Genomic DNA, 23,889 nt, shown 5'->3' on the forward strand with positions numbered 1-23,889 from the left:
CTAAATGTGGGCAAGAGGGCGAAAGGGTGAGGTGGTGTTCATTAAGTGAGCGAACGAATGGCCTAAGTGTGCGGACGGTGCCATTTTTGGCCACAGGGCCAAGGGTGACCGGTTGCTCGTGACTGGGGGGGAGCGTAGGGTAGGTCATGAGCCTGTCATCCGGCTGTGGTCTAACGGACATCTGTCTGACGCAACCGGATCATCGCATCCCAGGAGACTGCCTATGGATAATGACGTCTGCAAGCTGTTCATCCTCGACACCAACGTTCTGCTGCACGAACCCCTCGCCATCTACTCCTTTGACGAACACGACGTGGTCATCCCCATGACGGTGCTGGAGGAGCTGGACAACATCAAGGACCGCCAAAAAGATGTGAGCCGGGAGGCCAGGGTGGCCATTCGCACCCTGGAGGATCTGTTCAGTCACTCCACCCCAGAAGAGATAGTGGCCGGGGTCAGCCTCAAGGACAGGGCGCCCCAGTGCAGCGGCCGGGTCAGCATCTTCGCCGATCACCACCTGCCGGAAGGGGAGGAAGTGTTCACCAACAAGGAGAACGACAACCGCATCATCAACGCCGCCCTCTATCTGCAGAAGAAACACGGGCCACGGCCCGTGGTGCTGGTGACCAAGGACATCAACATGCGCCTCAAGGCCAAGGGCGCCGGGCTCAAGCTGGTGGAGGACTACCGCACCGATCAGCTGATCGACGATATCCGCCTGCTGGCCAAGGGCTTCCAGGTCATCGAGGGATCCTTCTGGGACAAGGTGGGGGAGTGCGAGAGCAGCAGCCAAGGGCGGGATGTGTTCCACCGCATCAAGGACGGCCTCATCGGCGACACCCATATCAACCAGTATCTGATCGACGAACACGAGGAGTTTGTCGGCCGGGTCCACGGCTATGAGCCGGGCAAACTGGTGATCAAGGATATCGGCCGGGAGCGGTTGATGGCCCGCCACGCCTGGGGCGTGCATCCCAAGCACATCTACCAGGCCATGGCCCTGGATGCCCTGCTGGATCCGACCCTGGATCTGGTGATCCTCACGGGCCCGGCGGGCAGCGGCAAGACCCTGCTGGCCATGGCGGCGGCGCTGGAGCTGGTCATAGAGCGGGGCGTCTACGAGCGCATCATAGTCACCCGCAACACCCCGGAGATCGCCGAGAGCATCGGCTTCCTGCCCGGTACCGAGGAGGAGAAGATGATGCCGTGGCTGGCGGCGGTGACCGACACCCTGGAGGTGCTGCACAAGCACGATGTCAGCAAGGAAGGCTCGCTGCAGTACATCATGGAGAAGGCCAACATCCAGTTCAAATCGGTGAACTTCATGCGCGGTCGCAGCCTGCAGAACACCTTCGTGCTGCTGGATGAGTGCCAGAACCTCACCGCCTCCCAGCTCAAGACCATCATCACCCGCTGTGGCGAGGGCACCAAGCTGGTCTGCTCCGGCAACCTGGCGCAGATCGACTCCAACTACCTGACCGCCGTCACCTCGGGGCTCACCTATATCGTCGAGCGGTTCAAGGACTTCGAGGGCAGCGCCAACATCTACCTCAACGGCGTGGTGCGCAGCCGCTTGGCGTCCTTCGCCGAAGAGAACCTCTAACCGGCTGGGGCGCTCAGCCCCAGATAGCGACTCACGGCGGCGCCTCTGGGCGCCGCCAGCTCCTCTACCGACCCCTCCCAGGCCACGGCGCCGGCTTCGATCAGCACGAAGCGCTCGCCGATTTGCCGTACCTCATCCGGTTGGTGGGTGATAAACAGCACGCCTATGTCTTCATCCCGGGCCAGGCTGGCCAGCTCGGCCAGCATCTCCTGGCGCAGGGCCGGATCCAGGGCGCTGAAGGGCTCGTCCAGCAGCAAGAAGGGCTGGCGGCGCACCAGGCAGCGGGCCAGGGCCACCCGCTGCTGCTGACCGCCGGAGAGCTGATCCGGTCGCCGGTCCAGCAGCTCGGCGATGCCCAGCCGCTGGGCGGCGGCGGTGATGGCGGCTTGTTGCGCTTGGTTCAGCCGCAGGTTGGGGTGCAGCCCCAGGCCTATGTTGTCCCGGGCGCTCAGGTGCTCAAACAGGTTGTGGCTCTGGAACAGGCTGGTGAAGGGGCGGGCCGCCGGGGCCAGGGGCAACAGGTCCTGCTCCACCTTGTCCGGCGACCGGTAGAGGAGGCGGCCGCCATCCGGGCGCAGGAAGCCTGCCAGCAGCGCCATCAGGGTGGACTTGCCGGCGCCGCTGTGGCCCAGCACTCCCAGGATCTCGCCCCGCCGCAGGGTCAGGCTGAAGCAGCCTTGCCAGTCGTCCTGGCACAGGGTCAGCTCATCGGCAATCAGCATCTTTTCCTCCAATGCCCCGCTCCAATATTCCCAGCAGGGCCAGGCACAGGGCCAGCAACAACAAGGCGGTGGCGGCGGCCTCGTTCAATCGGTAGCTGCCCAGCTGCTGGTAGAGCAACCAGGGCAGGGTTTGCAGCTCGCCGCTGCCAAACAGGGCGATGGCTCCCAGATCCCCCAACGACAAAATCATGGCCAGGGCGAAGGCCCGCCCCAGGGCCGGACGCAGCAGGGGCCACTCCAGCCGGGTGAGGCGGGCCAGTCCGGCGAGCCCCAGGCTGTCAGCCAGGCGATCATAGCGGTGCGCCACGGCCTCCATGGCCGGCTGCAGGGTACGCAGGGTATAGGGCAGGCTGGCCAGGGCGTTGATCAGCACCACCAGATAGAGCCCCAGGCCGAACACATCGGTGAAGGGCATCAGCAGGATGAACAGGCCTGTGCTCAGCACGGCGCTGGGCAGCACCAGGATCAGGTTGCCCAGGGATTCCAGGCCCTGGGCCCAGTGGCGGCGACCCAGCCGCAGGCGCAGATGGCGGCTGCTGATGAGCAGCAGCAGGGTCAGCCCCAGGGCCAGGCTGGCGGCCAGGGTGCCGATGAGCAGGGATTGCCCTGTGCTGTGCCACAGGCGGGGCGAGGCCAGGGCGCGCCACAGCTCGGGGCGCAGGCCGCTCAGCAGGATGGCCAGCAGCGGCGGCAGGTAGAGCAGGGCCACCAGAGCCAGGCTGGCGCCATCGTGCAGGCGGGCTCCCAGGCGGGCACCATCCTGGCGGCGATAGTGATCGCTCACCTTAAGCTGGGGCGGCTCGCTGGGCCAGCGGTGGTGCAGCAGCAGTATGAGGCCGGAGAGCAGCAGCTGCCACAGGGCCAGTTGGCCGGCGGCCTGCAGGTCGAAGTCGTAACGCAGGGCCTGATAGATGGCCACCTCCAAGGTGGTGGCGCCGGGGCCGCCCCCTAAGGCCATGACGGTGGCGAAGCTGGTGAAGCAGAGCATGAAGATGAGGCCCGCCAGGGCCGGCAATTGAGCACGCAGCGCCGGCCACTCCAGATGGTGGAACAGGCTCCAGCTGGCCAGTCCTAGCTGCTCGGCCAGCCGCCACTGGTTGGCCGGCAAGCGCTCCAGGCTCTGCAGCCACCAGCGGGCCGCCAGGGGCACGTTGAAGAACAGGTGGGCCAGCACGATACCGGAGAGGCCGTAGAGGTATTGAGGCAGGCTCAGCCCCAGGGAGCTCAGCAGGCGGGCCAGCCAGCCGCCGTGGCCGTGCACCGCCACCAGGCCGAACAGGGCGATGATCACCGGCAACACCTGGGAGAGACCAAACAGCTTGAGCAGCAGACTGCGGCCGGCGAAGCGCCGCCGGTGCAGGGCCCGACTCACCGGCAGGGCCAGCAGCAGGCTCAAGCCGGTGGAGAGCGCCGCCTGACCCAGGCTGAAGATCACCACCTGGCGCAGGTAGGGATCCTGCCACAGGGGCGTCGCCGCCAGGGGCGCCTGACTCAGCAAAGCAATCAGCGGGCCCAGCCCCACCGCCAGCAGCAGGCCGGCGGTGATGCCGCCGGGCAGCCACCAGTAACGACGGGGCATTTAGCGGCTGACCGCCTGACGCCACTCCTGGATCCAGGCCTTGCGTCCCTGCTGGATCTGGGTTTCCGACAGGCTGAGGGTCTTGGCCGGCAGCTCGTTCTGCTCGAAGTGCTCAGGCAGGGCCACCTGGGTCACCGGATACATCCAGTTGCCGGTGGGGATCAGAGTCTGTACCTGGTCACTCACCATAAACTGCAGGAACTGCTGGGCCAGCTCAGGATGAGGCGCGCTCTTGAGGCGGGCCGCCACCTCGATCTGGGGCAGGTGGCCCTCCGCAAACAGGGCGGCACGATACTGCTGCTTGTTCTCCGCCAGGCGGTGGTAGGCGGGGGAGCTGGTGTAGGAGAGCACCAGATCCGCCTGGCCTTCCAGGAACATGCCATAGGCCTCGCTCCAGCCCTTGGTGACTGTGATGGTCTTCTTGGCCAGCTGTTGCCAGGCGGCGGCGGCCTGATCGCCATAGACCTGCTTCACCCACAGCAGCAGGCCCTGGCCCGGGGTGCTGGTGCGGGGATCCTGATAGAGGATGGTGAGATCCGGCCGCTCCACCAGCTCCTTGAGGCTCTTGGGCGGGTTTTTCAGCTTGCTGCTGTCGTAGACGAAGGCGAAGTAGCCGTAGTCGAAGGGGACGAAGGTGTCATCCTGCCAGCCGCCGGGCAGGCTGAGGGCCGACAGATCCGCACCGTGGGGGGAAAACAGGCCGGTGGCCCGGGCGTCTGCCAGCATGGCGTCATCCATGCCCACCACCAGATCCGCCGGGCTATGGCGGCCTTCCAGACGCAGGCGGTTGAGTATGGCCACCCCGTCATCCAGGCTGACGAACTTGAGATCGCAGTGACATTGGGCCTCGAAGGCCGCTTCTATCTTGGGGCCCGGGCCCCATTCGGAGGCAAACGAGCTGTAGGTGTAGACGGTGAGTTCCGGGGCTTGGGCCAGGGCGGCACTGCTGAGGCCGCCGAGCATGAGGGCCAGGATGGGATGACGCATGGGGGCTCCTTGGGCTATGGGGCGATGCGTCCGACTGTGCCTGGGCACGGTCGCTCAAATCCCTACGCCAGTATGAGCTGGATCAGGTAATTCGGGTATGATCTCAGCGGACGCCCGCACCCCGTTTGAGAAACAGGGGGCATTGTATTAACGTTTTTGTGTGAAAGCCATAACTGACGAGCAACCGCCCTAAGGAGGTCAGGTGCTGGATCACAATCAAGAAAGACGCACCTTCATGCGCATGGTGGTAGACGCGCCCGTCTGCCTGATCCAGGGGGCCAAGCGGGTGGATGGCATCTGCCGGGATCTCAGTGCCACCGGCATGGCCATCGAGTTGCCGGAGGATGAGTTTGCCGTGGGGGATCGCCTCTACGTCAGCCTGGCCACCAGCAGCAACGCCTTACCGCCGTTCCAGGCCGAGGCCAAGGTGTTGCGGGTGGAGGCTGATGGTCACCTGTTCCGTCTGGGGGTGGAGTTCATCACAATCACCTGAGGCTCATTGGGCCACCTCAATGGCCTGAAAATGACCTGAGTCCAGATACATCTGCGTGGTTTGCGCCACCTGGCCCGGGGGATACAAGCCCGGGCCGGCCACCTCCAGCAGGACGCCGCCCTGGTTCGGCAACTGCCGATCTTCCGCCTGGGCCGCCATACCCACCGCCAATAAGGCGTGGTTTGGCACCAGCACCAACTGCAAGGGCAGCTTGGGAAAACGGGAGCGCAGCAGCGCCGCCATCAACACCATCTTGCTATCGCAATCCCCCACATTCTGCGCCAGCACCTGGCGCGGCAGCAAAAAGCTCAGACCCCGGCTGCCGCCTTCGCCGCCCAGGGCCCGGTAGGGAATGGACTGCACAAAATCCAGCATCCAGCCGATGAGACGGCGCTGATCGTCGGCATTGGGCGGGCTCTGCTGCGGCTTGGCCTGCTCGGTGACGGCCTGCAGCTGGGTGGCCAGGGTGGCCAGCTCCGGGGCCAGGGTCTGCACCAGGCGGGCATAATCGTAGCGCACCACGGCTTGGCCCAGGGTGTCCTGATCCTGCACGAAGTAGTGTTGCGTCAGATACTCGCCCCAGCGCTGGGTCCGCTGTTGGCTGAGCCATTGGCTGATCTCGGACCCCAGGGCGGCATCGGCCACTTGGTAGTTCATCTGCCACTGGCCGTTCTGCCGATGCAGCTCGAAACGCTGTGCCGGGTACTGGGTGGCGGCATCCTGCATCAGGGCCCGGTAGACATAGGCATCGGCCATGGCCGGGCGCCAGTCGATGAGGGCCGGCACCTGGGTCTGAGGGGGCAGCTTGCTTTGCAGGCGCAGCACCTGGCCATCCGGAGTCTGCCATTGATAGTGCAGCACGGCACCTTGGCTGTAGAAGGCCAGCTGTTTGGCTGGCATGGGCTGGCTCAGCAGGGTGAGCAACAGGGCAACACAGGTGCGCAGCATGGGGCATCCAGAGCGACTGAGATGGCTCGATTGTGGCCAAGGCCGGCCTTGGGATCAATCCGCTTCATGCCGGTGTGTGGCATGGGTTCGTGCGCCGTGACGCAAACACAGGTGGCCTGCCTGGCTATGCTGTGGGCCGGTTAACCGGACAGGAGAACAGCATGGGCGAACCAAACCGTCGTCAGGCCGGGGTGCAGGAGGTGATCTTTGGCGAGGGGGTGACGCTGGTGGAACCCGTGAACCTCTACGGCTGCCAGCTGGGGGACCAGGTGTTTGTCGGCCCCTTCGTCGAGATACAGCGCCATGTGCGGATAGGCGCCGGCTGCCGCATTCAGTCCCACAGCTTCATCTGTGAATATGTGACCCTGGGAGAGGGCTGCTTCATCGGTCACGGCGTCATGTTTGCCAACGATCTGTTTCGCGATGGTCGGCCCAATCCGGATCCCGCCAGCTGGGGGCGCATCCGCCTGGGTGACCGGGTGGTGGTGGGCTCCAACGCCACCGTGCTGGCGGTGACCATCTGCGATGAGGCGGTGATCGGTGCCGGCAGCGTGGTGACCCGGGACATTGAGCAGAAGGGCATCTATGCCGGCAACCCGGCGCGGCTGATCCGGCCGCTGCCCTAAGCGGCGACCGGATCAGGGGTCTGTGCCTATTCGAGCGTCGCCGCGCTCATATCCACTTCGCTTTGGGTCAGCACCGCCGAGTCCTGCAGCAGCTCGGTGACGTGCTGGTTGCTCACCAGGGCCTGGTGTTCCCGGCTGCCGTCTGCGTTGTTCCAGTCATGCCAGCTGACCCAGTAGGCAATGGCCGGGTACTGGGCCAGCACGCTGGCGTACTGGCGGGTGTCGAAGCTGCCGGCGGTGGCAGCGGTGCCGGCCAGGGTGGGGCCGTATTCCCCCATGCCCAGAGGCTTGCCGAACTGCAGATAGCTCTGGTAGTCGTCGATAGAGAGGCTGTCGTCGTAGCGGGTGCCTGCCACCACATCCACATAGTGGGTTCCGGGATAGCACCAGCTGACGCTGGCGATGCCGTAGCTCTCATCCGTGGTGAGCGGCCCACGGTTGGGGGAGTAGACCCACAGCAGGTTGTGCAGCCCCTTCTGTTGGGTGAAGTAGTCGAACATGTCCCGCCAGACCTGCTTGTAGGCCTGACAGCCGCTGCTGCTGGACTGGGTGGAGATGCCCCACCAGAACCAGCTGCCGTTCATCTCCTGCATGGGCCGCCACAGCACCACCACACCGGCATCCTGCAGCTCCTGCAGGGCGGTGGCGATGCGATCCAGCTTGCGGCGCCAGACGGTATGGATGTCGCTGCCCTCATCCACCAGATCGGCAAGATCCACCAGGCTCATGTCACCGCCATAGGTGCGGGTCAGATCCCCGCCGCCATAGTCATTCTCCAGGTCGCTTTCGTCGTTCCACCAGGGGTTGTTGGGGCTCCAGTTGATGGTCACCAGGCCGCCGGCCTGCCAGTGGGCGATCAACGCCTGGTTGGCGTTGGCGAGCTGCGCCGGGGTGAAGATGCGGTCGTACTCGTAATCCAGCCCCACCACCGCCGGGCGCTCGCCGGTCTCGGTGGCCAGGGTGTCGATCAGGGGCGCATAGCCGACGGTGCCGCTGCTGTTGAGGATCTGATCCCCGTGTCCCGTGTTCTGGCCCGCCAGCACGCCGGGCAGGGTGTCGTTGCTCAGATCCTGCAGGTAGTTGAGTTCGAGCCGGGCGGCGTCAGAGGCGTCGGTATCGCTGGGACTGATGCTGGTGGGCAGTGTGGTGGTGTCATCGCCACCACCGCCGCAGGCGGATAGCAGGGTGAGGGCGGCCAGCAGCAGGCCGAGCCGGCCAATCCTTGGGGTTGCAGGAGACATGGGGATCCTTGTTGAGGTTAAGTTGAGATTCAAAGAGAACCTTATTCCTCGGCAGGATCCCGGTGAAGCCTAGGGGTGAAAATGTGTGCGCCGTTTCACCCGCGGCGGCTCATTCGGCCGCGGCAGCCTGGCTCAGCAGGGCCTCGATGGCCGCCAGTTCGTCTGGGCTCAGGGGCGGCTGCTGCAGGGCGCTCACCGCCGCCTCGATCTGGCTGACCCGGCTGGCGCCCATGAGCGCGCTGGTGAGGGTCGGGGTCCGCAGCACCCACTGCAGGGCCAGATCGCTCAGGCTGCGGCCGCCTTCGGCGGCCAGGGCGTTGAGTCGCAACAGCAGCTCACGCCGCGCCGGCGTGATGTCGCTCTCCCGCAAGAAGGGGCTGGCACTGGCAGCGCGGGAGTCGGCGGGAATGCCGGCCAGGTACTTGTCTGACAGCAGGCCGCCGGCCAGGGGGGAGAAGGCGATGCAGCCCATGCCCAGCGCGTCGCAAGCCGGCAGCGTCTCCGGCTCTATGTGGCGATCCAGCAATGAGTAGCGCACCTGGTTGATGAGACAGCGCACCCCCAGGTCGGCCAGCAGGGCCGATGCGCGCCGGGCCAGCTCGGCGGGATAGTTGGATAGCCCCACATAGAGGGCCTTGCCCTGTTTGACCATCAGCGCCAGGGCCGCCATGGTCTCCTCCAGAGGCGTGTTGGGATCGGGTCTGTGGTGATAGAAGATGTCCAGGTAGTCCACCTGCATGCGCTTGAGGCTCTGGTGCAGGCTGGCAAACAGGTACTTGCTGCTACCGCCGTCGCCATAGGGGCCAGGCCACATGATGTAACCCGCCTTGCTGGAGAGGATGAGCTCGTCCCGGTAGGCGGCCAGATCCCGGCGCAGCAGGATGCCCAGCGTGCTCTCGGCGCTACCGGGGGGCGGGCCGTAGTTGTTGGCCAGATCGAAGTGGGTGATGCCCAGATCGAAGGCACGACAGAGCATCTGCCGGCAGGCGTGCAGATCCGCGTCGGCGCCGAAGTTGTGCCACAGGCCTAAAGAGAGGGCGGGCAGCCGCAGACCACTGTGGCCGCAGCGGCGATAGGCCAGCGATTGGTAGCGGTGCTCGTCGGCCTGATAGGGTGAGGTCATGGTCGCTCCTTGGATGGGTGATGGCAGACAAAGCAACAAGGGCCCGCAGGCCCTTGAGTGTCAGTGTGATGCAAACTGGTACTGGATTTCATGCTCGTAGCACTCCCCGGGGGCCAGCCAGCAGCTGGGCTGCGGCCAGTGCGGGTGGTGTGGACTGTCGGGCAGTAGCTGGGGCTCAAGCGCCACCCCCTGGTAGTCGGCATACTCGCCACCGTCCCGGGCGGGGGTGCCCGCCAGGTAGTTGCCGGTATACAGCTGCAGGGCAGGCAGGCTGGTGAACAGGCTGAGGGTCAGATCCCCGGAGCCTGAGACCAGGCGCGCCGCCGGCTGCTGCTGCCACGTTTTCGCCAGGTTCAGCAGGAAGCTGTGGTCATAACCCTTGGCCAGCTGCTGCTGTTCATCCGCCAGGAAGTCCTGGCGCAGCCGCTTGCCATCCCGGAAGTCGAAGCTGCCACCGGCCACCGGCCGCAGCTCGCCAAACGGAATGCCCATGCCGTCGGTGGGCAGCATCTGATCCGCCGCTACCTGCAGGTGATGGTCTCGGATGTCGCCCTGGGCTCCATCCAGGTTGAAGTAGGCGTGGTTGGTCAGGTTCACCGGGGTGAGGGCATCCGTGGTGGCCTGCATGCGGATACTCAGCCGATTATCCGCCAGCAGCGCGTAGGTCACGCTCACCTGCAGGTTGCCGGGAAAGCCCTGTTCGCCATCCCAGGAGTCCAGGGTGAAGCAGACCAACTCCACCGACTGTTGGGCTATGGCCCAGCGCCGCTTGTCAAAACCGATCAGTCCCCCGTGCAGGCAGTTTTCCCCCTGGCTCGCCACCACATAGCGATCCCCGCCCGGATAGGGCAGATGGGATTTGGCGATGCGGTTGGCGTAGCGGCCTATCATGGCCCCCAGGTAGCTGCTCTGCTGGTCGTAGCCCTCGGCCTGGGGGCAGCCCAGCAGCACCTCGCGCCGCCGGCCATCGGCCATGGGTACCCGGCAGGAGAGCCAGGTTGCACCCCAGTCCATCAGGGTGACCTGCATGCCGTTGTCGTTGGTCAGGGTGACCAGGGTCGGCGCCTTGGGATACGGATCGGCTTGGTTCATGGCTTACTCCAGAACGCCAGCTCCGGCGGAGGGCTGGCAGATGTAGAGGGTGGGTTGCAGGCCGGATACCACCGGATACTGCGCCTTGACGGTATCGCATACCTTGTCGGTGAGGGCCTGGGGCACCAGGGCCACCACGCAGCCGCCGAAGCCGCCGCCGGTCATCCGCACGCCACCCTGGGCACCGATCACGGCTTTCACCATCTCCACCAGGGCGTCGATGGGCGGTACCGTGATGGCGAAGTCATCCCGCATGGAGGCGTGGGAGGCGGCCATCAGCTCACCCATGCGCACCATGTCGCCCCGGGTCAGCACATCGGCGGCCTCCAGGGTGCGGGCATTTTCGGTGATGACGTGGCGGGCCCGTTGGGCCACCACGGGATCCAGCTCGGCGGCGCGGGCCTCGAAGTGGGGCAGATCCAGATCCCGCAGGGCCTTGACGCCGAAGTGGGCGGCGGCGGCCTCGCACTGGGCGCGGCGGGTGTTGTACTCGCTGTCCACCAGACCGCGACGGACGTTGGAGTTGATGATCACCACGTCAAAGCCAGCCGGCATGGCCACGGAGCGGGTTTGCAGGCTACGGCAGTCGATGAGCAGGGCGTGGTTCTTCTCCCCCAGGGCGGAGATGAACTGATCCATGATGCCGCAGTTACAGCCGACAAACTGGTTCTCGGCCTGCTGGCCGTTCAGGGCGATCTCCGCCTGGCTGATGTCCAGCTTGCCCAGGGCCTTGAAGGTCTGGCCTACCGCCACTTCCAGGGAGGCGGAGGAGGAGAGGCCGGCCCCCTGGGGCACGTTGCCGCTGATCACCAGATCGGCGCCGCCTAGCCTGAAGCCGCGCACCAGCAGGTACTTGACCACGCCGCGCACATAGTTGGCCCATTGATACTCGGGATGAGGCTGGATCTCGTCGGCCAGATCGAAGCTGTCTTGCTGGTTGTCATAGTCGGCGGAGATCACCCGCACCTGGCTGCCCTGACGGGGGGCGGCGCTGATGACGGTGTTGTAATCGATGGCACAGGGCAGCACGAAGCCGTCGTTGTAGTCGGTGTGCTCACCGATGAGGTTGACCCGGCCCGGGGCCTGGATGGTCAGGGGAGCTGTGTAGCCAAACTGCTCGGCAAAGACACGCGAGGTAGTGGCGATCAGGGTTTCAATGCTCATGGTGATCCTCAAGCTTGTTCACGGAAATGGACGTCGCTGACGCTGCGCAGGCGGTCGGCGGCCTGTTCGGCGGTCAGGTCACGCTGGCTTTCTGCCAGCATCTCGTAACCGACCATAAATTTACGCACGCTGGCGGAGCGCAGCAGGGGCGGATAGAAGTGGGCGTGCAGCTGCCAGTGGTCATTCTCTTCGCCATTGAAGGGGGCACCGTGCCAGCCCATGGAATAGGGGAAGGAACACTGGAACAGGTTGTCATAACGGCTGGTGAGCTTTTTGAGCGCCAGCGCCAGATCCTGACGTTGTGCCTCGGTGAGATCCGGCAGCCGCTTGACGGCAAACTTGGGCAGCAGCAGGGTCTCGAACGGCCAGGCGGCCCAGTAGGGCACCACCGCCAGCCAGAATTCGGTTTCCACCACGGTGCGGCTGCCATCGGCCAGCTCACGCTGGGCATAGTCCAGCAGCAGCGGGCGGCCCTGCTGGGCGAAGTAGGCGCGCTGGGTCTCGTCTTCCCGGGCGGCCTCGTTGGGCAGGAAGCTGTTGGCCCACACCTGACCATGGGGGTGGGGGTTGGAGCAGCCCATCATGGCGCCCTTGTTCTCGAACACCTGGATCCAGGGATACTGCTGCCCCAGCTCGGCGGTCTGCTCACACCAGGTATCCACCACGGCAGTCAGGGCCGGCACGCTCATCTCCGGCAGCGTCTTGCTGTGATCCGGGGAGAAGCAGATGACCCGGCTGGTGCCACGGGCGCTGTGCAGCTGGAACAGGGGATCCTGGCTCTGCGGGGCTTCCGGGGTGTCGGTCATCAGGGCGGCGAAGTCATTGGTAAAGACGAAGGTGCCCTGGTAGTCCGGGTTGATATCACCGGTGACCCGCTTGTTGCCGGCACACAGGAAGCATTCCGGATCGTGGGCCGGCTTGATGGCGCGGTCCGGTTCATCCTGCTGGCCCTGCCAGGGACGTTTGGCGCGGTGCGGCGACACCAGGATCCATTGGCCGGACAAGGGATTGAAGCGGCGATGCGGGTGGTCGGTTGGTTCAAACAACATGATCAAATTCCTTGTAGACAAATTACTCGGCCGGATAGCCCTGGGGATTCATGGACTGCCAGCGCCAGGTGTCGGCGGTCATGTCCGCCAGGCTGCGCTTGGCCTGCCAGTGCAGCTCGCTGGTGGCCTTGGCCGGATCCGACCAGCACTCGGCCACGTCGCCGGCGCGGCGGGGGGCGATGACGTAAGGCAGTTCGCGGCCGCAGGCGGCGGAGAAGGCCTTGAGCATGTCCAGCACGCTGTAGCCCTGGCCGGTGCCCAGGTTGTAGATGTGCACACCCGGCTGGCCATACTTGACCTGCAACGCGGCCACGTGACCGTCAGCCAGGTCCATCACATGGATGTAGTCCCGTACCCCGGTGCCGTCTGGCGTGGGGTAGTCATCGCCAAATACCGACAGGTGCTCCCGGCGACCCACCGCCACCTGGGCTATGTAGGGCATCAGGTTGTTGGGGATGCCTTGCGGATCTTCCCCCATGCGCCCGCTGGGATGGGCCCCTACCGGGTTGAAGTAACGCAGCAGGGTCAGGGACCAGTCCGGCGCCGCTTTGGCGAAGTCCTTGACGATGAGCTCCACCGTCAGCTTGCTCTGGCCATAGGGATTGGTGGCCTGCAGGGTGGGGAAGTCCTCGCGGATAGGTACCGCATGAGGATCGCCGTAGACGGTGGCGGAGGAGCTGAAGATGAAGGTCTTGACGTCGGCCCGGCGCATGGCCTGCAACAGGGTCAGGGTGCCGGCCACGTTGTTCTCGTAGTACTCCAGGGGCTTTTGCACCGACTCGCCCACTGCCTTGAGACCGGCAAAGTGGATCACTGCATCGATGGCTTCCTCGGCGAAGATGCGATCCAGCAGGGCCGCATCCCGAATGTCCCCCTGGTACAGCTTAGGCGTGTTGCCGCTCAGCTCGGTGAGCCGGGTCAGTACGCTGGGTTTGCTGTTGCAGAAGTTGTCCAGCAGCACGGGCGTCATGCCGGCCGCCATCAGCTGCAGGCAGGTGTGACTGCCTATGTAACCTGTGCCACCCGTTACCAGAACTCGTAACATAGAAGACTCCTTGAAACCCCGTCTTAACTGGTGTGCGGGGTGGTGTAATCGCTTACCCTTAAATTTAAGCCTCTCGCCGGCGTTTTGGAAGCGAAAAACCGCGAAAACCTGTGATGCAAGTCATAAAACACCGGGTTTGTTTGGGTTCCATTTCAGGCTATCGTGTAACGGCTGGTGTAAATGGTGTGATGCGTGTCAATGTTGCGACACCGGCAGGCTGTTCGTTGGGAAAATGTGCTGGGGCTGGTCGAACAAACCCCGGTATAGTGCTTCCACGGTTTTTAGGGGTTTAACCTGGCTTTCACTTAACGAGAATAGTAAAGATGGCAACCATCAAAGATGTTGCACGTTTATCTGGCGTCTCTGTCGCCACTGTGTCCCGCGTCATCAACAACTCACCCAAGGCCAGTCAGGCCTCGCGGGATGCCGTGTTCAAGGCCATGGCCGAGCTGAAATATCATCCCAATGCCAATGCCCGTGCTCTGGCCCATCAGAGTGCCGAGACCCTGGGGCTGGTGGTGGCGGATGTGTCGGATCCCTTCTTCGGCACCATGGTCAAGGCGGTGGAGCAGGTGGCACAGAACACCGGCAACTTCCTGCTGATCAGCAACGGTTACCATGACGCCAAGAAGGAGCGTCAGGCCATTGAACAGCTGATCCGCCACCGCTGTGCCGGCCTGGTGGTGCATGCCAAGATGCTGCCGGATGAAGAGCTGGCCCAGCTGATGGGGCATATTCCCGGCATGGTGATCATCAACCGTACCGTACCGGGCTTCGAGACCCGCTGCATTGCCCTGGATGATCGCTACGGCGCCTGGTTGGCCACCCGTCACCTGATCCAGGAGGGGCACAAGAAGATAGGTTTCCTCTGCTCCAACCATCTGATCTCCGATGCCGAGGATCGCATGCAGGGCTATGTGCAGGCGCTGCAGGAGCATGGCATCGAGGTGGATGAGCGCCTCATCTCCCGGGGTAGCCCGGATGAGGAGGGAGGCGAGATCGCCATGACGGAACTGCTGGGCCGGGGGCGCAACTACACGGCGGTGGTTTGTTACAACGACTCCATGGCGGCGGGCGCCCTGTCGGTGCTGAGCGATAACGGCATCGAGGTGCCGCAGGAGATCTCCCTGGTGGGGTTCGACGACGTGTTGATCGCCCGCTACTTGAGACCCAAGCTCACCACCATCCGCTATCCCGTCTCCGCCATGGCCACCCAGGCGGCCGAATTGGCCCTGGCGCTGGCCCATCAGGATGAGGAGCCGGGCGTCGAGATCCCCGAGATCACCAACATGTTCAGCCCGACCCTGGTGCGGCGCCATTCGGTGCGCAACCTGCCCTGATGCGTGAGTTATCTCGCTAACCCGGCCCCTTGGCCGGGTTTTTTTATGGTGCATTGTAATCGATAACACTCATCTTGATGCAATTAAATGTATAATTATCAATATCATACGATTTGTTGCATTCTGGTGTGCCATGTTGTTCAGACTTTTTTATGAAAACAGATCATTTTTTGTGAGATCTATCATGTCGCTGGCGGTCGGCATGTCTCTATAATTCGTCCGTGTCGGTGAAAACGCTTACCCGACAAGTCTGGCTGATATAACAAAGTTACAGTGCAACCACAAAAAGGAATCCCTATGAAAGCGAAACTGCTCTCTGCCACAGTGGCAATGGCCCTCGCGATGACTGCAACCACCGCCTCCGCGGTTGATTTCCATGGTTACTTCCGCTCCGGCGTGGGTGTGTCTCAAGATGGCTCTACCCAGAGCTGGATGATCCCCTATGTAGGTCGTCTCGGTAACGAAGCCGATACCTACGGTGAAATTCAACTGGATCAGGAGCTGTATAACAAGGCGGGTGTCAGCTTTGGTGTGAGCAGCATGGTCTGCATGAGTTCAGGGCAGGGGCGCGGCTGGGAGTCTACTTCTGGCGGTGATGCTGATTTCGCCCTGTGTCAGTTTAACGTGCAGGCCAAGGGGTTGTTGACGAGCAATCCGGATGCCGTGGTGTGGGCGGGTAAGCGCTACTACCAACGTCATGATCTGCACATCATCGATACCAAGTACTGGAACATCTCAGGTCCGGGCGCCGGTATTGAGAACATCAAGGCCGGTGAAGGTGCCTTCTCCCTGGCCTGGCTGCGTGGCGACACCAATCTCAACAGCAGCAACTTGAACGTCAATTATCTGGACGGTCGTTATGCCGGCTTCAAGCCGTGGGACGGCGCCTGGACCGAGTTCGGCATCACCTATGCCCTGAAGAACGCCACCGATGCACAAGATACGGCGACGACTTTTGATGATTTCAAGAACAGCATGATGCTGACCGCCGAAATCAGCCAGTACTTCGCCTCTACCGGTATCAACGAGAAGTTTGTGCTGCAATACGGCGACAAGGCCATGGCTCACAACATGATCGACCAAGGTGGTGGCTGGTATGACGTCTGGAATGGCGACAACTCCGATGCCAAGGGCTGGCGTTTCATCAACAACGGCGATCTGCCCTACAAGGACTTCGTGTTCAACTATGTGTTGACCTACGGTCAGGCCAAGGACTACGCCGATTGGACCGACAAGACTGAACTCTTCTCCCTGGTGGGGCGTGCCCAGTATCAATGGACCGACATCATGAAGAGCATCTTCGAAGCCGGTACCTTCAGCAAGAAGACCGATTACACCGGTGGTTCTTCCTGGAAGGATGCGGGTCAGAAGTTCACTGTGGCACAAGCCTGGTCGGCCGGCTCTGGCTTCTGGGCTCGTCCTGAGCTGCGTGTCTACGCTTCCTACCTCAAAGACGGTGGCGATGGCGAGAACAAGACCTTCAATGGCAGCAGCGACGACAACACCTGGAACTTCGGCGTACAAGCCGAAGCCTGGTGGTAAGCCACGCATGATTTGGGGTAGAGAGGAGGGGGCCGAAAGGCTCCCTTTTTTCATCTGGCGAACGCCTCATCGACAGACGGAGAGAGCAAGATGTGGAACAGGGAGCTGAAAGGGTTACTGATCCTGGGCTGGCTGTGCAGCCTGCCGGCCTGGGCCTTTATTCGCGGCGCCGATGTGTCAGGCCTGCCGCAGCTGGAGGCGCAAGGCGCCCACTACAGCGACGAGCAGGGCCAGGCGGATCTGCTGGTGATCCTCAGGCGTAACGGCTTCAATGCGGTGCGGCTGCGGGTGTGGAACCAGCCGGGCCAGGATCCCCGGTTTCCCGCCAACCAGAGCGGCCCCGAGGGCTACAGCAGCCCGGCCCAGGTGGTGGCCATGGCCAGGCGAGCCCAGGCCTTGGGGCTGGAGGTCATGCTCGACTTCCACTACAGCGACTGGTGGGCCGACCCCAGCAAGCAGTATGTCCCGGTGGCCTGGTCTGATATGACGGTGCCCGAGATGACTCGGGCCCTGGAGGACTTCACTCGTCAGACCTTACAGCAGCTCAAACAGGCTGGCGTGACCCCCAGGTGGGTGCAGCTGGGTAACGAGGTCACCAACGGCTTGCTCTGGCCAGTGGGCAAGGTGCCCCAGTGGGATAACCTGGCGGGCTTTTTGAAGGCTGGCGGTGCCGCGGTCAAGGCGGTCTTTCCCCAGACACAGGTCATCCTGCACCTGGATTGTGGCGGCGATAACGCCAAATCCCGTCGCTGGCTCGACACCATCACGGGGCTGCAGGTGCCCTTCGACATCATAGGGCTCTCCTTTTATCCGGTATGGCATGGCTCCTTGGCCCAGCTCACCGCCAACCTCACCGATCTTCAGGCCCGTTATCGCAAGCCGCTGATGGTGGTGGAGGCCGCCTATCCCTGGACCACCCAAAACGGCGATCAGGAGAAGAACATCTATACCGATACCGGGCCTGAGCAGGATCCCATGACACCGGCAGGGCAGGCCGCCTATTTGACTCGCCTGAACCAGGTGGTCATTGGTGCCGGCGGCGAGGGGATCTTCTACTGGGCGCCGGAATGGATCCCCACCCCGGGGGCGGGGAAGAACGCCGTCACCGGCTGGGATAACGTCACCCTGTTTGATTTTTCCGGTCAGGCCTTGCCCGGCCTGGCCGTCTTGGGTCGGGCCGGCGCCCACTGAGCGCGCCCCCCCTCTCTTTTTTACTGATCCTGCCGCGTAGATGGAGACGCCAAGCATGATGATCCGAACCCTTTTCCTGGTTGGACTGCTCAGTGCAGCCTGGCTGGGTCTGGCCCAGGCCAAGCCGATTATCGGCGTCGATATCTCGCACCTGCCGCAGCTGGAGGCCGCCGGCGCCCGCTTCTATGACCAGGATGCCAAGACACCCGAGGACCTGCTGCTCATCCTCAAGCGTCACGGCATCAATCGCATTCGGCTGAAGGTCTGGAACGAGCCGGGCAAATACCCCGAATTCCCGTCCGATCAGAGCGGACCTGAGGGCTACAACGACCCCACCCAGGTGGTGGCCATGGCCAAAAGGGCCCAGGCGTTAGGCCTGGAGGTCATGATTGACTTCCACTACAGCGACTGGTGGGCCGACCCGGGCAAGCAGACGATGCCGGTGGCCTGGCGCAACCTGGATGCTGCTGCGGTCAGTGAGCGCCTGTATGCCTTTACCCAGGGGGTCATGACGCAGCTCAAGGCGGCCGGGGTGACGCCCGCCGAGGTACAGGTAGGTAACGAGATCTCCAACGGCATGCTCTGGCCCCTGGGCCGGGCTCCGCAGTGGGACAACCTGGCGCGCTTTATCCAGGCCGGCGCCCGGGCGGTGAAGGCGGTGTCGCCGAGCTCGCGGGTGGTGCTGCACCTGGACTCGGGTGGTGACAACGCTCGTTGCCGCCGTTGGTTCGATGCCATGGTGGCCCGCGGCGTGCCGTTTGATGTGATTGGCCTGTCATTCTATCCCGTGTGGCATGGTGCCTTGGCGGATCTGCAGCAGAACATGGCGGATCTGAGCCAGCGCTACCACAAGCCGGTGATCGTGGTAGAGACCGCCTACCCCTGGACCCGGGACAATGGCGACAGCCAGAACAACATCTACACCAGCACAGGTCCAGAGACCTTCCCCATGACACCGGCCGGTCAGCAGGCGTTCTTGCGCGCCCTGTGGCAGACGGTCAGGTCGGTGCCCGAAGGGCGAGGCGAAGGGGTCATCTACTGGGAGCCGGACTTTATTCCCCAAGCGGGGGCGGGCTGGAAGGCCGGAGCCGGGGATGAATGGGACAACGTCACCCTGTTTGACTTCGAAGGGCGTGCCCTGCCGGGACTCAAGACCTTAGCGGAGGCGGCACTATGAGCCACTTTATCCGCGGTGCGGACATGTCATCGCTGCCGGAACTGGAGTATCACGGCGGCGTCCTGCGCGCCAACGGCCAGGTGGTGGATGGCCTCAAGCTGCTGCATCAGGCTGGGCTGAACGCGGTACGCATCAAGGTGTGGAACGATCCGGGTAACCCGGATCATTTTCCGGCCAACCAGAGCGGGCCGCAGGGCTTTAACAGTCCGGCACAGGCCCTGGCCTTGGGTCGGCGGGCCACGGCGGCGGGTCTGCAGGTGATGCTGGACTTTCATTACAGCGACTGGTGGGCCGACCCGGCCAAACAGTTTATGCCCCAGGCCTGGCAAGGACTCACGCTACCCCAGGTGTGCCAGGCCTTGCACGGCTTCACCGCCGCCGTGCTCAGCGACATGCAGCGGGCGGGGGTGGATGTGCGCTGGGTGCAGGTGGGCAACGAGATCAGCCACGGCATGGTCTGGCCTTTGGGTTTCCTGCCCGGCAACTGGCCGGCATTGGCCGCCCTGCTGCGTGCCGGCGTCGCGGCGGTGCGGGAGGTTGCACCTGGCGCCCAGGTGGTGCTGCATCTGGACTCCGGTTGCGATCAGGATCTCTATCTTCGTTGGTTCGAGCAGGCGCAGGCACTGGATGTGGGCTGGGATTGCATCGGCCTGTCGTTCTACCCCTGCTGGCACGGCGCCTTGCCCCACTTGGCTGCCAACCTCCATCAGCTGGCGGCGCGCTTTGGCTGTCCACTGCTGGTGGTGGAGACGGCCTATCCGCGGCAGCTGGATCCCCAGCGCAATGGCCAGTGGTTGCTGCAACACACCGGCAGCGAACCCTATCCCGCGACGCCCCAGGGCCAGGCGCAGTTTCTCCACGCGCTGGCCGAGGTGGTGCGAGCCGTGCCCGGAGGCCTGGGGCAGGGGATCTTCTACTGGGAACCGGCTCTGCTGCCGTTACCCGATGGCAGCCGTGGCGTCTGGCAGAATGCGACGCTGTTTGATGATGACGGTGTTGGGTTACCCGGACTGGCGGCACTGGGGCAAGTCTAGAGTACGTCGAGTAAAACAGTGCCACATGCAGTCGCGCACTGCTGATCTGTGAGGCGCAAAAGAGTATTTCAGCGCCAGGATGTATCTAATGCGCCATCACCTCAGGAGTGCAGCTAGATGTCACCCATATTAGGGTTCTTGAACGGATCATTCTTGGCATTGTATGCGCTGGCGGTGGTGGTGCTGGTCATGCTGAATGGCTCGGCGTCGTTGCTCCCCTGCCTGTTGCCATTTGGCCTGGCGTTGCTGGCGAACCGTCGGGCCGCCGGTCGGAGAACCTGCTGGTTGGCCTTGTTGTGCAATGGGGTGATTGGCTTGATCCCGCCGGTGATGTGTTACCTGGCCTTTCTGGCGGATAACGCCATCGTCTTGTCCGGTGTGCTGGTCTTAATGGCCCTGATGCTGTTAACCCTGGGCTGGAATATCCAGTTTCTCTGGTGTCGCCTGTCTGAGCGTCGGCGTCCGGATTTGGCTAGCCTGGGGACGCAGAACAGTCCCAGTCCATAGTGGCTTGGTGATGGGATAGCGCGTCTTTGTCTCGATGCTATTGGAGTGGGTTAGCTTAATAGGAAAAGTATGTTTGCCGGTATCGTCAGTGGGTCTGGGTTATTGCGTCGCGCCGCGTTTGCCTTGATAAAGCATCCTTTGTTGCTGGTTCCGCTCTTGTTTTGCTGGCTGAGCTGCGCGCCCGTCATTATTTACCTGCAGTTTTACTTCGATTGGCATCGCTATTCTCAGGGGCAGCAGTGGCTGGTGGCGTTTTTAGCCATTTTGTTCTTTTCGCTGATGCTGTCGTTTGCCAGTCTCATCTTGCTCGAGCTGATCCGCCAGATTGAGGCGGGCGAGCGGCCCCGACTGGCAATGGCCGTGGGCAAGGCACTGCCTTGTCTGTTGGAGGCCTTGCCCATTACCGTCGTTTGGGCGCTGATATGGTTCATCATCATGCTGCTGTCCTGCCTGTTTCATCGTCGTGACGCTGACAGCGAGGATGGGGTGGTGAATGCCGAGGCAATTGCCGAATCGCTGGCAGGATATGAGACGGCTTCCGTGTCTGTGTCGTTTTTTGCCGCCTTGAACAAGGGTGTCAGGATGGTGGTGTTTCTGATCTTCGTTGCCATGTCCTGGGAGCATAGCGATGTGAGTCGTGCCGTAAGGCGCGGCCTAGCGGTGGCTAGAACCCATGATAAGGCGTTTGTCGTTGGCTTTCTGCTCACCGAACTGACGGCGATCCTCCTATTCATCCCGCCGTCCATCTTGTTTGTTGTGCATCATAAGGTTGGCCTTGAGCTGCCGGACTGGGTCTGGTTGCTGACCATCCTCTATTGTGCCGTGGCCTGGAGCCTGTCGATGTTTCTTGAGCAGCTGTTTACCGCCGAACTATATCTTTGGCACCTGATGTGGGAAGAGGCCTGCACGCAGGCTGCCCTCGATGATCAGCCTGCTCCCGCACTGTCTGAGGTCAGGCGGCCATCCATCCTGGACGATATTGCAGACTTGTCCCGTCTGGCGGTTAACTCGGCTCAGTAGGGAACCGGCATTCAACTCATCCTGGCTACTCCTGGCCGGATCTGCTGGATCGTAACCTAACGATCTGTTTTATTGATGAATGTGCTTCTCCCTATTCGGCTGAAGAGGCGCAGTGGCTGTCTTATACTGAGGGTCTTGTCTCAGACCGGCCTTGGCGGGTTGGAGGGGGAATGGTTCGGCGACGGGTATGGGTCTGGCTCTGGTTGGCAGTCGTGTCCGGGGGGCGCGCTCTTGGCGCCTGGGCTGCTGATGCGCCTATCCAGTTCATCACCGAGGAGTGGCCCCCCTACAACTATCAAGAAGACGGTCGCCTGAATGGTGTCTCGGTGAGGCTGGTGCAGGCGCTGCAAGCCGAGCTGGGCCGGCACGAACCCATCCGCCTCTACCCCAGCATGCGGGCAAAACGCATTCTGGAGTCGCAACCTCGCACCCTGATGTTTTCCATGTTCCGTACCGCGGAGCGGGAGTCTAAATACAAGTGGATCGGCCCCATCGGCCGGGATGCCATCTATTTTTACCAACGCCCGGATAGTCCGTTGCAGATCCACAGCCTGGACGATGCCAAGGCGGTGCCAGTGGTCGCCTGCCGGCAGGCGGGGCTGGTGTATGACACCCTGGTGGCTGCCGGTTTCAGCAACCTGGAGGCCTCTGCCTATAACAGCAAACAAGTGTATGGCAAGCTGCTGCTGGGGCGTGCCGATCTGGCCATCAGCGATTCGCCGCAGGGCGTACGCTATCTGTTGCGGCAGTTGAACCTGCCAGCCGACGCCTTGCAGCAGACGCCGGTGCAGTTGCTGGCCTCGGATCTCTATATCGCGGCCTCGCCGGATTTCCCCGATGAAGAGATTGCGCGCTGGCAGGCGGCGCTGGAGCGGATCAAGGCCCAGGGGGTGTTGGAGCGCCTCTATCAGGAGCTGGACTGAGACGGCTCAGACCAGGGTAAACAGCAGCCCTAAGCCGAGCAGGGGCAGGGCCCACCATTTGACCGGGATCCAGAACAGATCGTGTTTGGCCTTGAGCTCAAACTCGGTGTGGGTCTGCTTGTCGATCACCACCCGGCCGGGCCGGGATTCGAGCTTGCGGCCCAGCCACCAGAGCGCCAGGGCAGCCGGCAACACATCCAGCAGCCACACCCAGCTGTGCTGCATGCGAAAGGCCGGGGTGCCGGTCACCTTGTCCACCAGCAGCTCCATGGCCAGCACCAAGACCACCACAATAACGGGTACGGCAATGCCCCAACCTCGCCAGATAACAATCATTACGACTCCTTACTCGATCTTTGATCGGGAAAACCGCCAGTCTGCGGCGTTTGGCGTTGGGATTCAAATGTTGCGTATGAATACGAGCCCGACCAGGGTCGGACTCGTTGGGCTTAGTAGTTGAGGAAGGCGTCCAGCGCCGTGGTGGGGCGGCCGTTGTTGCTGAAGGCGCCCAGGCTGTAGCCCTGCCAGTTGCTGTAGCTTTCCGGCTCCCAGTAGAAGACCCCCAGCCCCTTGTTGTTGGGGATGTAGTTCATCTTGTTGAGCAGGTCGTTGATGGTGGCGTAGCTGTTGCTGGGATCGTCCCAGGGCATGCCCACCTCGACGATCATCACCTCCTTGTCATAGCGGGTGGCCATGTCGGAGAGGTTGTCGTAGCAGAGGTTGTCCAGGGTAAACCAGTCGCCGTTGCCGCTCTGGGTGGGATAGATGGAGGCACCGATCACGTCCCACTTGGCACCGTTGCTCTTGAGGCCATCGAACATCCAGCGGAATAGGCTGTTGTTCTCGCAGTTGGCCAGGTGAACGATCACCTTGGTGCTGCTGTTCACCGCCTTCACCGCGTCATAGCCGCTGTTGATGAGCCAGGCGAAGTTCTGCATGTTGGTGGAGGCCTTGCCTTCGGGCCATAACATGCCGTTGTTGGTCTCGTTGCCCACCTGCACCCACTTGGGCGTGATGCCGGCGTTCTTCAGGGCGATGAGGGAGTCGTAGGTGAAGTGCCAGACGTTGTACATCAGGGTGTCGAAGGAGGCGGTACTCCAGGCGGCGGGCTTGGTCTGCTGGCCCGGATCCGCCCAGCTGTCGCTGTAGTGGAAGTCGATCAGAATGTCGAAGCCATAGGCCTTGGCCCGCTTGGCCTTGGCGATCACGTCAGTGATGTTGTTCCAGCCGTCGGTGGGGTTGACCCACACCCGCAGCCGCACGGCGTTGAGGCCGTGGGCCTTCAGGATGGGCAGCAGATCCTGCTTGGTGCCGGCATCGTTGTAGAAGCGGTAACCGGCGGCTTCCATCTGGGTCATCCAGCTGACATCCGCGCCTTTTACCAGGGCGTTGGCATGGGGTTGGTAGAGGGCGGCCAGGGTGAGTCCCAGGCCCGCCAGGGTCTTGAACGCTTTCATTATTGTCAGTCCTTATGTTGTTGCTT

General features: G+C 62.9%; 23 protein-coding genes and 1 riboswitch. Of the genes, 11 read left to right on the forward strand and 12 right to left on the reverse strand.

Annotated features, from left to right (window positions below; all coding sequences use genetic code 11):
• The first annotated feature begins 223 nt into the window (after positions 1-223).
• Complete coding sequence (locus tag ABD847_RS13575; RefSeq protein ID WP_345013927.1) at positions 224-1,603, forward strand: PhoH family protein; 1,380 nt, start codon at positions 224-226, stop codon at positions 1,601-1,603.
• On the opposite strand, the gene thiQ is transcribed toward ABD847_RS13575, so the two are convergent.
• Genes thiQ through thiB form a run of 3 tightly spaced genes read right to left on the reverse strand, consistent with a single transcriptional unit; the run spans position 1,600 to position 4,891 of the window.
• Positions 1,600-2,325, reverse strand: coding sequence for a thiamine ABC transporter ATP-binding protein (gene thiQ, locus ABD847_RS13580; protein WP_345013929.1), 726 nt, complete (start codon positions 2,323-2,325; stop codon positions 1,600-1,602). The two genes, ABD847_RS13575 and thiQ, sit on opposite strands and share 4 nt — an antisense overlap.
• A complete protein-coding gene (gene thiP, locus ABD847_RS13585) occupies positions 2,309-3,904 on the reverse strand; it encodes a thiamine/thiamine pyrophosphate ABC transporter permease (RefSeq protein WP_345013931.1) in 1,596 nt (531 codons plus the stop codon). The genes thiQ and thiP overlap by 17 nt, the downstream gene beginning before the upstream one ends.
• Complete coding sequence (gene thiB, locus ABD847_RS13590; RefSeq protein WP_425568468.1) at positions 3,905-4,891, reverse strand: thiamine ABC transporter substrate binding subunit; 987 nt, start codon at positions 4,889-4,891, stop codon at positions 3,905-3,907.
• Positions 4,892-4,933: 42 nt separating this feature from the next.
• A riboswitch (TPP riboswitch) is annotated at positions 4,934-5,025 on the reverse strand.
• 68 nt (positions 5,026-5,093) lie between these two features.
• Between thiB and ABD847_RS13595 the strand changes: the two genes are divergently transcribed.
• A complete protein-coding gene (locus tag ABD847_RS13595; protein WP_345013933.1) occupies positions 5,094-5,384 on the forward strand; it encodes a PilZ domain-containing protein in 291 nt (96 codons plus the stop codon).
• A 3-nt stretch (positions 5,385-5,387) separates the two neighbouring features.
• Here ABD847_RS13595 and ABD847_RS13600 read toward each other — a convergent pair whose 3' ends face one another.
• Positions 5,388-6,332, reverse strand: coding sequence for a hypothetical protein (locus ABD847_RS13600; protein ID WP_345013935.1), 945 nt, complete (start codon positions 6,330-6,332; stop codon positions 5,388-5,390).
• A gap of 161 nt (positions 6,333-6,493) precedes the next feature.
• Here ABD847_RS13600 and ABD847_RS13605 point away from each other — a divergent pair, with 161 nt between their 5' ends.
• On the forward strand, positions 6,494-6,958 hold the full coding sequence (locus tag ABD847_RS13605; protein ID WP_345013937.1) for an acyltransferase: 465 nt from the start codon (positions 6,494-6,496) through the stop codon (positions 6,956-6,958).
• A gap of 26 nt (positions 6,959-6,984) precedes the next feature.
• Here the strand turns inward: ABD847_RS13605 and ABD847_RS13610 are convergent, their stop codons facing one another.
• The 6 genes from ABD847_RS13610 to galE all read right to left on the reverse strand — a co-directional run bounded on the left by ABD847_RS13610 (position 6,985) and on the right by galE (position 13,672).
• On the reverse strand, positions 6,985-8,199 hold the full coding sequence (locus ABD847_RS13610) for a glycoside hydrolase family 26 protein (protein ID WP_345013939.1): 1,215 nt from the start codon (positions 8,197-8,199) through the stop codon (positions 6,985-6,987).
• 109 nt (positions 8,200-8,308) lie between these two features.
• A complete protein-coding gene (locus tag ABD847_RS13615) occupies positions 8,309-9,322 on the reverse strand; it encodes an aldo/keto reductase (protein WP_345013941.1) in 1,014 nt (337 codons plus the stop codon).
• Positions 9,323-9,382: 60 nt separating this feature from the next.
• Complete coding sequence (gene galM / locus ABD847_RS13620) at positions 9,383-10,414, reverse strand: galactose-1-epimerase (RefSeq protein ID WP_345013943.1); 1,032 nt, start codon at positions 10,412-10,414, stop codon at positions 9,383-9,385.
• 3 nt (positions 10,415-10,417) lie between these two features.
• Positions 10,418-11,578 (reverse strand): galactokinase, encoded by a 1,161-nt coding sequence (gene galK / locus ABD847_RS13625; protein WP_345013944.1) that lies wholly within the window; start codon positions 11,576-11,578, stop codon positions 10,418-10,420.
• An 8-nt stretch (positions 11,579-11,586) separates the two neighbouring features.
• On the reverse strand, positions 11,587-12,627 hold the full coding sequence (gene galT, locus ABD847_RS13630) for a galactose-1-phosphate uridylyltransferase (protein ID WP_345013946.1): 1,041 nt from the start codon (positions 12,625-12,627) through the stop codon (positions 11,587-11,589).
• Positions 12,628-12,649: 22 nt separating this feature from the next.
• Positions 12,650-13,672, reverse strand: a complete 1,023-nt coding sequence (gene galE / locus ABD847_RS13635) for a UDP-glucose 4-epimerase GalE (RefSeq protein ID WP_345013948.1) — start codon at positions 13,670-13,672, stop codon at positions 12,650-12,652.
• Between the two features lie 323 nt (positions 13,673-13,995).
• Here galE and galR point away from each other — a divergent pair, with 323 nt between their 5' ends.
• From galR to ABD847_RS13675, 8 genes are all read left to right on the forward strand, one after another.
• Positions 13,996-15,012, forward strand: coding sequence for an HTH-type transcriptional regulator GalR (gene galR / locus ABD847_RS13640; protein WP_345013950.1), 1,017 nt, complete (start codon positions 13,996-13,998; stop codon positions 15,010-15,012).
• A gap of 297 nt (positions 15,013-15,309) precedes the next feature.
• Positions 15,310-16,554: a maltoporin gene (locus ABD847_RS13645; protein WP_345013952.1), complete on the forward strand. Its 1,245-nt coding sequence runs from the start codon at positions 15,310-15,312 to the stop codon at positions 16,552-16,554.
• Positions 16,555-16,644: 90 nt separating this feature from the next.
• A complete protein-coding gene (locus tag ABD847_RS13650) occupies positions 16,645-17,745 on the forward strand; it encodes a glycoside hydrolase family 53 protein (protein WP_345013954.1) in 1,101 nt (366 codons plus the stop codon).
• Between the two features lie 55 nt (positions 17,746-17,800).
• The gene (locus tag ABD847_RS13655) at positions 17,801-18,922 is read left to right on the forward strand and encodes a glycoside hydrolase family 53 protein (protein ID WP_345013956.1); all 1,122 of its coding nucleotides are present in this window, start codon (positions 17,801-17,803) and stop codon (positions 18,920-18,922) included.
• Positions 18,919-19,956, forward strand: a complete 1,038-nt coding sequence (locus ABD847_RS13660; protein WP_345013958.1) for a glycoside hydrolase family 53 protein — start codon at positions 18,919-18,921, stop codon at positions 19,954-19,956. The genes ABD847_RS13655 and ABD847_RS13660 overlap by 4 nt, the downstream gene beginning before the upstream one ends.
• 153 nt (positions 19,957-20,109) lie before the next feature.
• Positions 20,110-20,463, forward strand: coding sequence for a hypothetical protein (locus tag ABD847_RS13665; RefSeq protein WP_345013960.1), 354 nt, complete (start codon positions 20,110-20,112; stop codon positions 20,461-20,463).
• Positions 20,464-20,532: 69 nt separating this feature from the next.
• On the forward strand, positions 20,533-21,483 hold the full coding sequence (locus ABD847_RS13670) for a hypothetical protein (RefSeq protein WP_345013962.1): 951 nt from the start codon (positions 20,533-20,535) through the stop codon (positions 21,481-21,483).
• Positions 21,484-21,653: 170 nt separating this feature from the next.
• Positions 21,654-22,406 carry a substrate-binding periplasmic protein gene (locus ABD847_RS13675; RefSeq protein WP_345013964.1) on the forward strand — a complete coding sequence of 251 codons (753 nt, stop codon included), beginning with the start codon at positions 21,654-21,656 and terminating at the stop codon, positions 22,404-22,406.
• Positions 22,407-22,412: 6 nt separating this feature from the next.
• On the opposite strand, the gene ABD847_RS13680 is transcribed toward ABD847_RS13675, so the two are convergent.
• Positions 22,413-22,742, reverse strand: coding sequence for a hypothetical protein (locus ABD847_RS13680; protein WP_345013967.1), 330 nt, complete (start codon positions 22,740-22,742; stop codon positions 22,413-22,415).
• A gap of 113 nt (positions 22,743-22,855) precedes the next feature.
• Positions 22,856-23,863 carry a glycoside hydrolase family 53 protein gene (locus tag ABD847_RS13685; protein ID WP_345013970.1) on the reverse strand — a complete coding sequence of 336 codons (1,008 nt, stop codon included), beginning with the start codon at positions 23,861-23,863 and terminating at the stop codon, positions 22,856-22,858.
• Positions 23,864-23,889: the final 26 nt, after the last annotated feature.

Origin of the sequence: Pseudaeromonas paramecii (assembly GCF_039540575.1) — a bacterium.
GTDB classification, from domain to species: Bacteria; Pseudomonadota; Gammaproteobacteria; order Enterobacterales; family Aeromonadaceae; genus Pseudaeromonas; species Pseudaeromonas paramecii.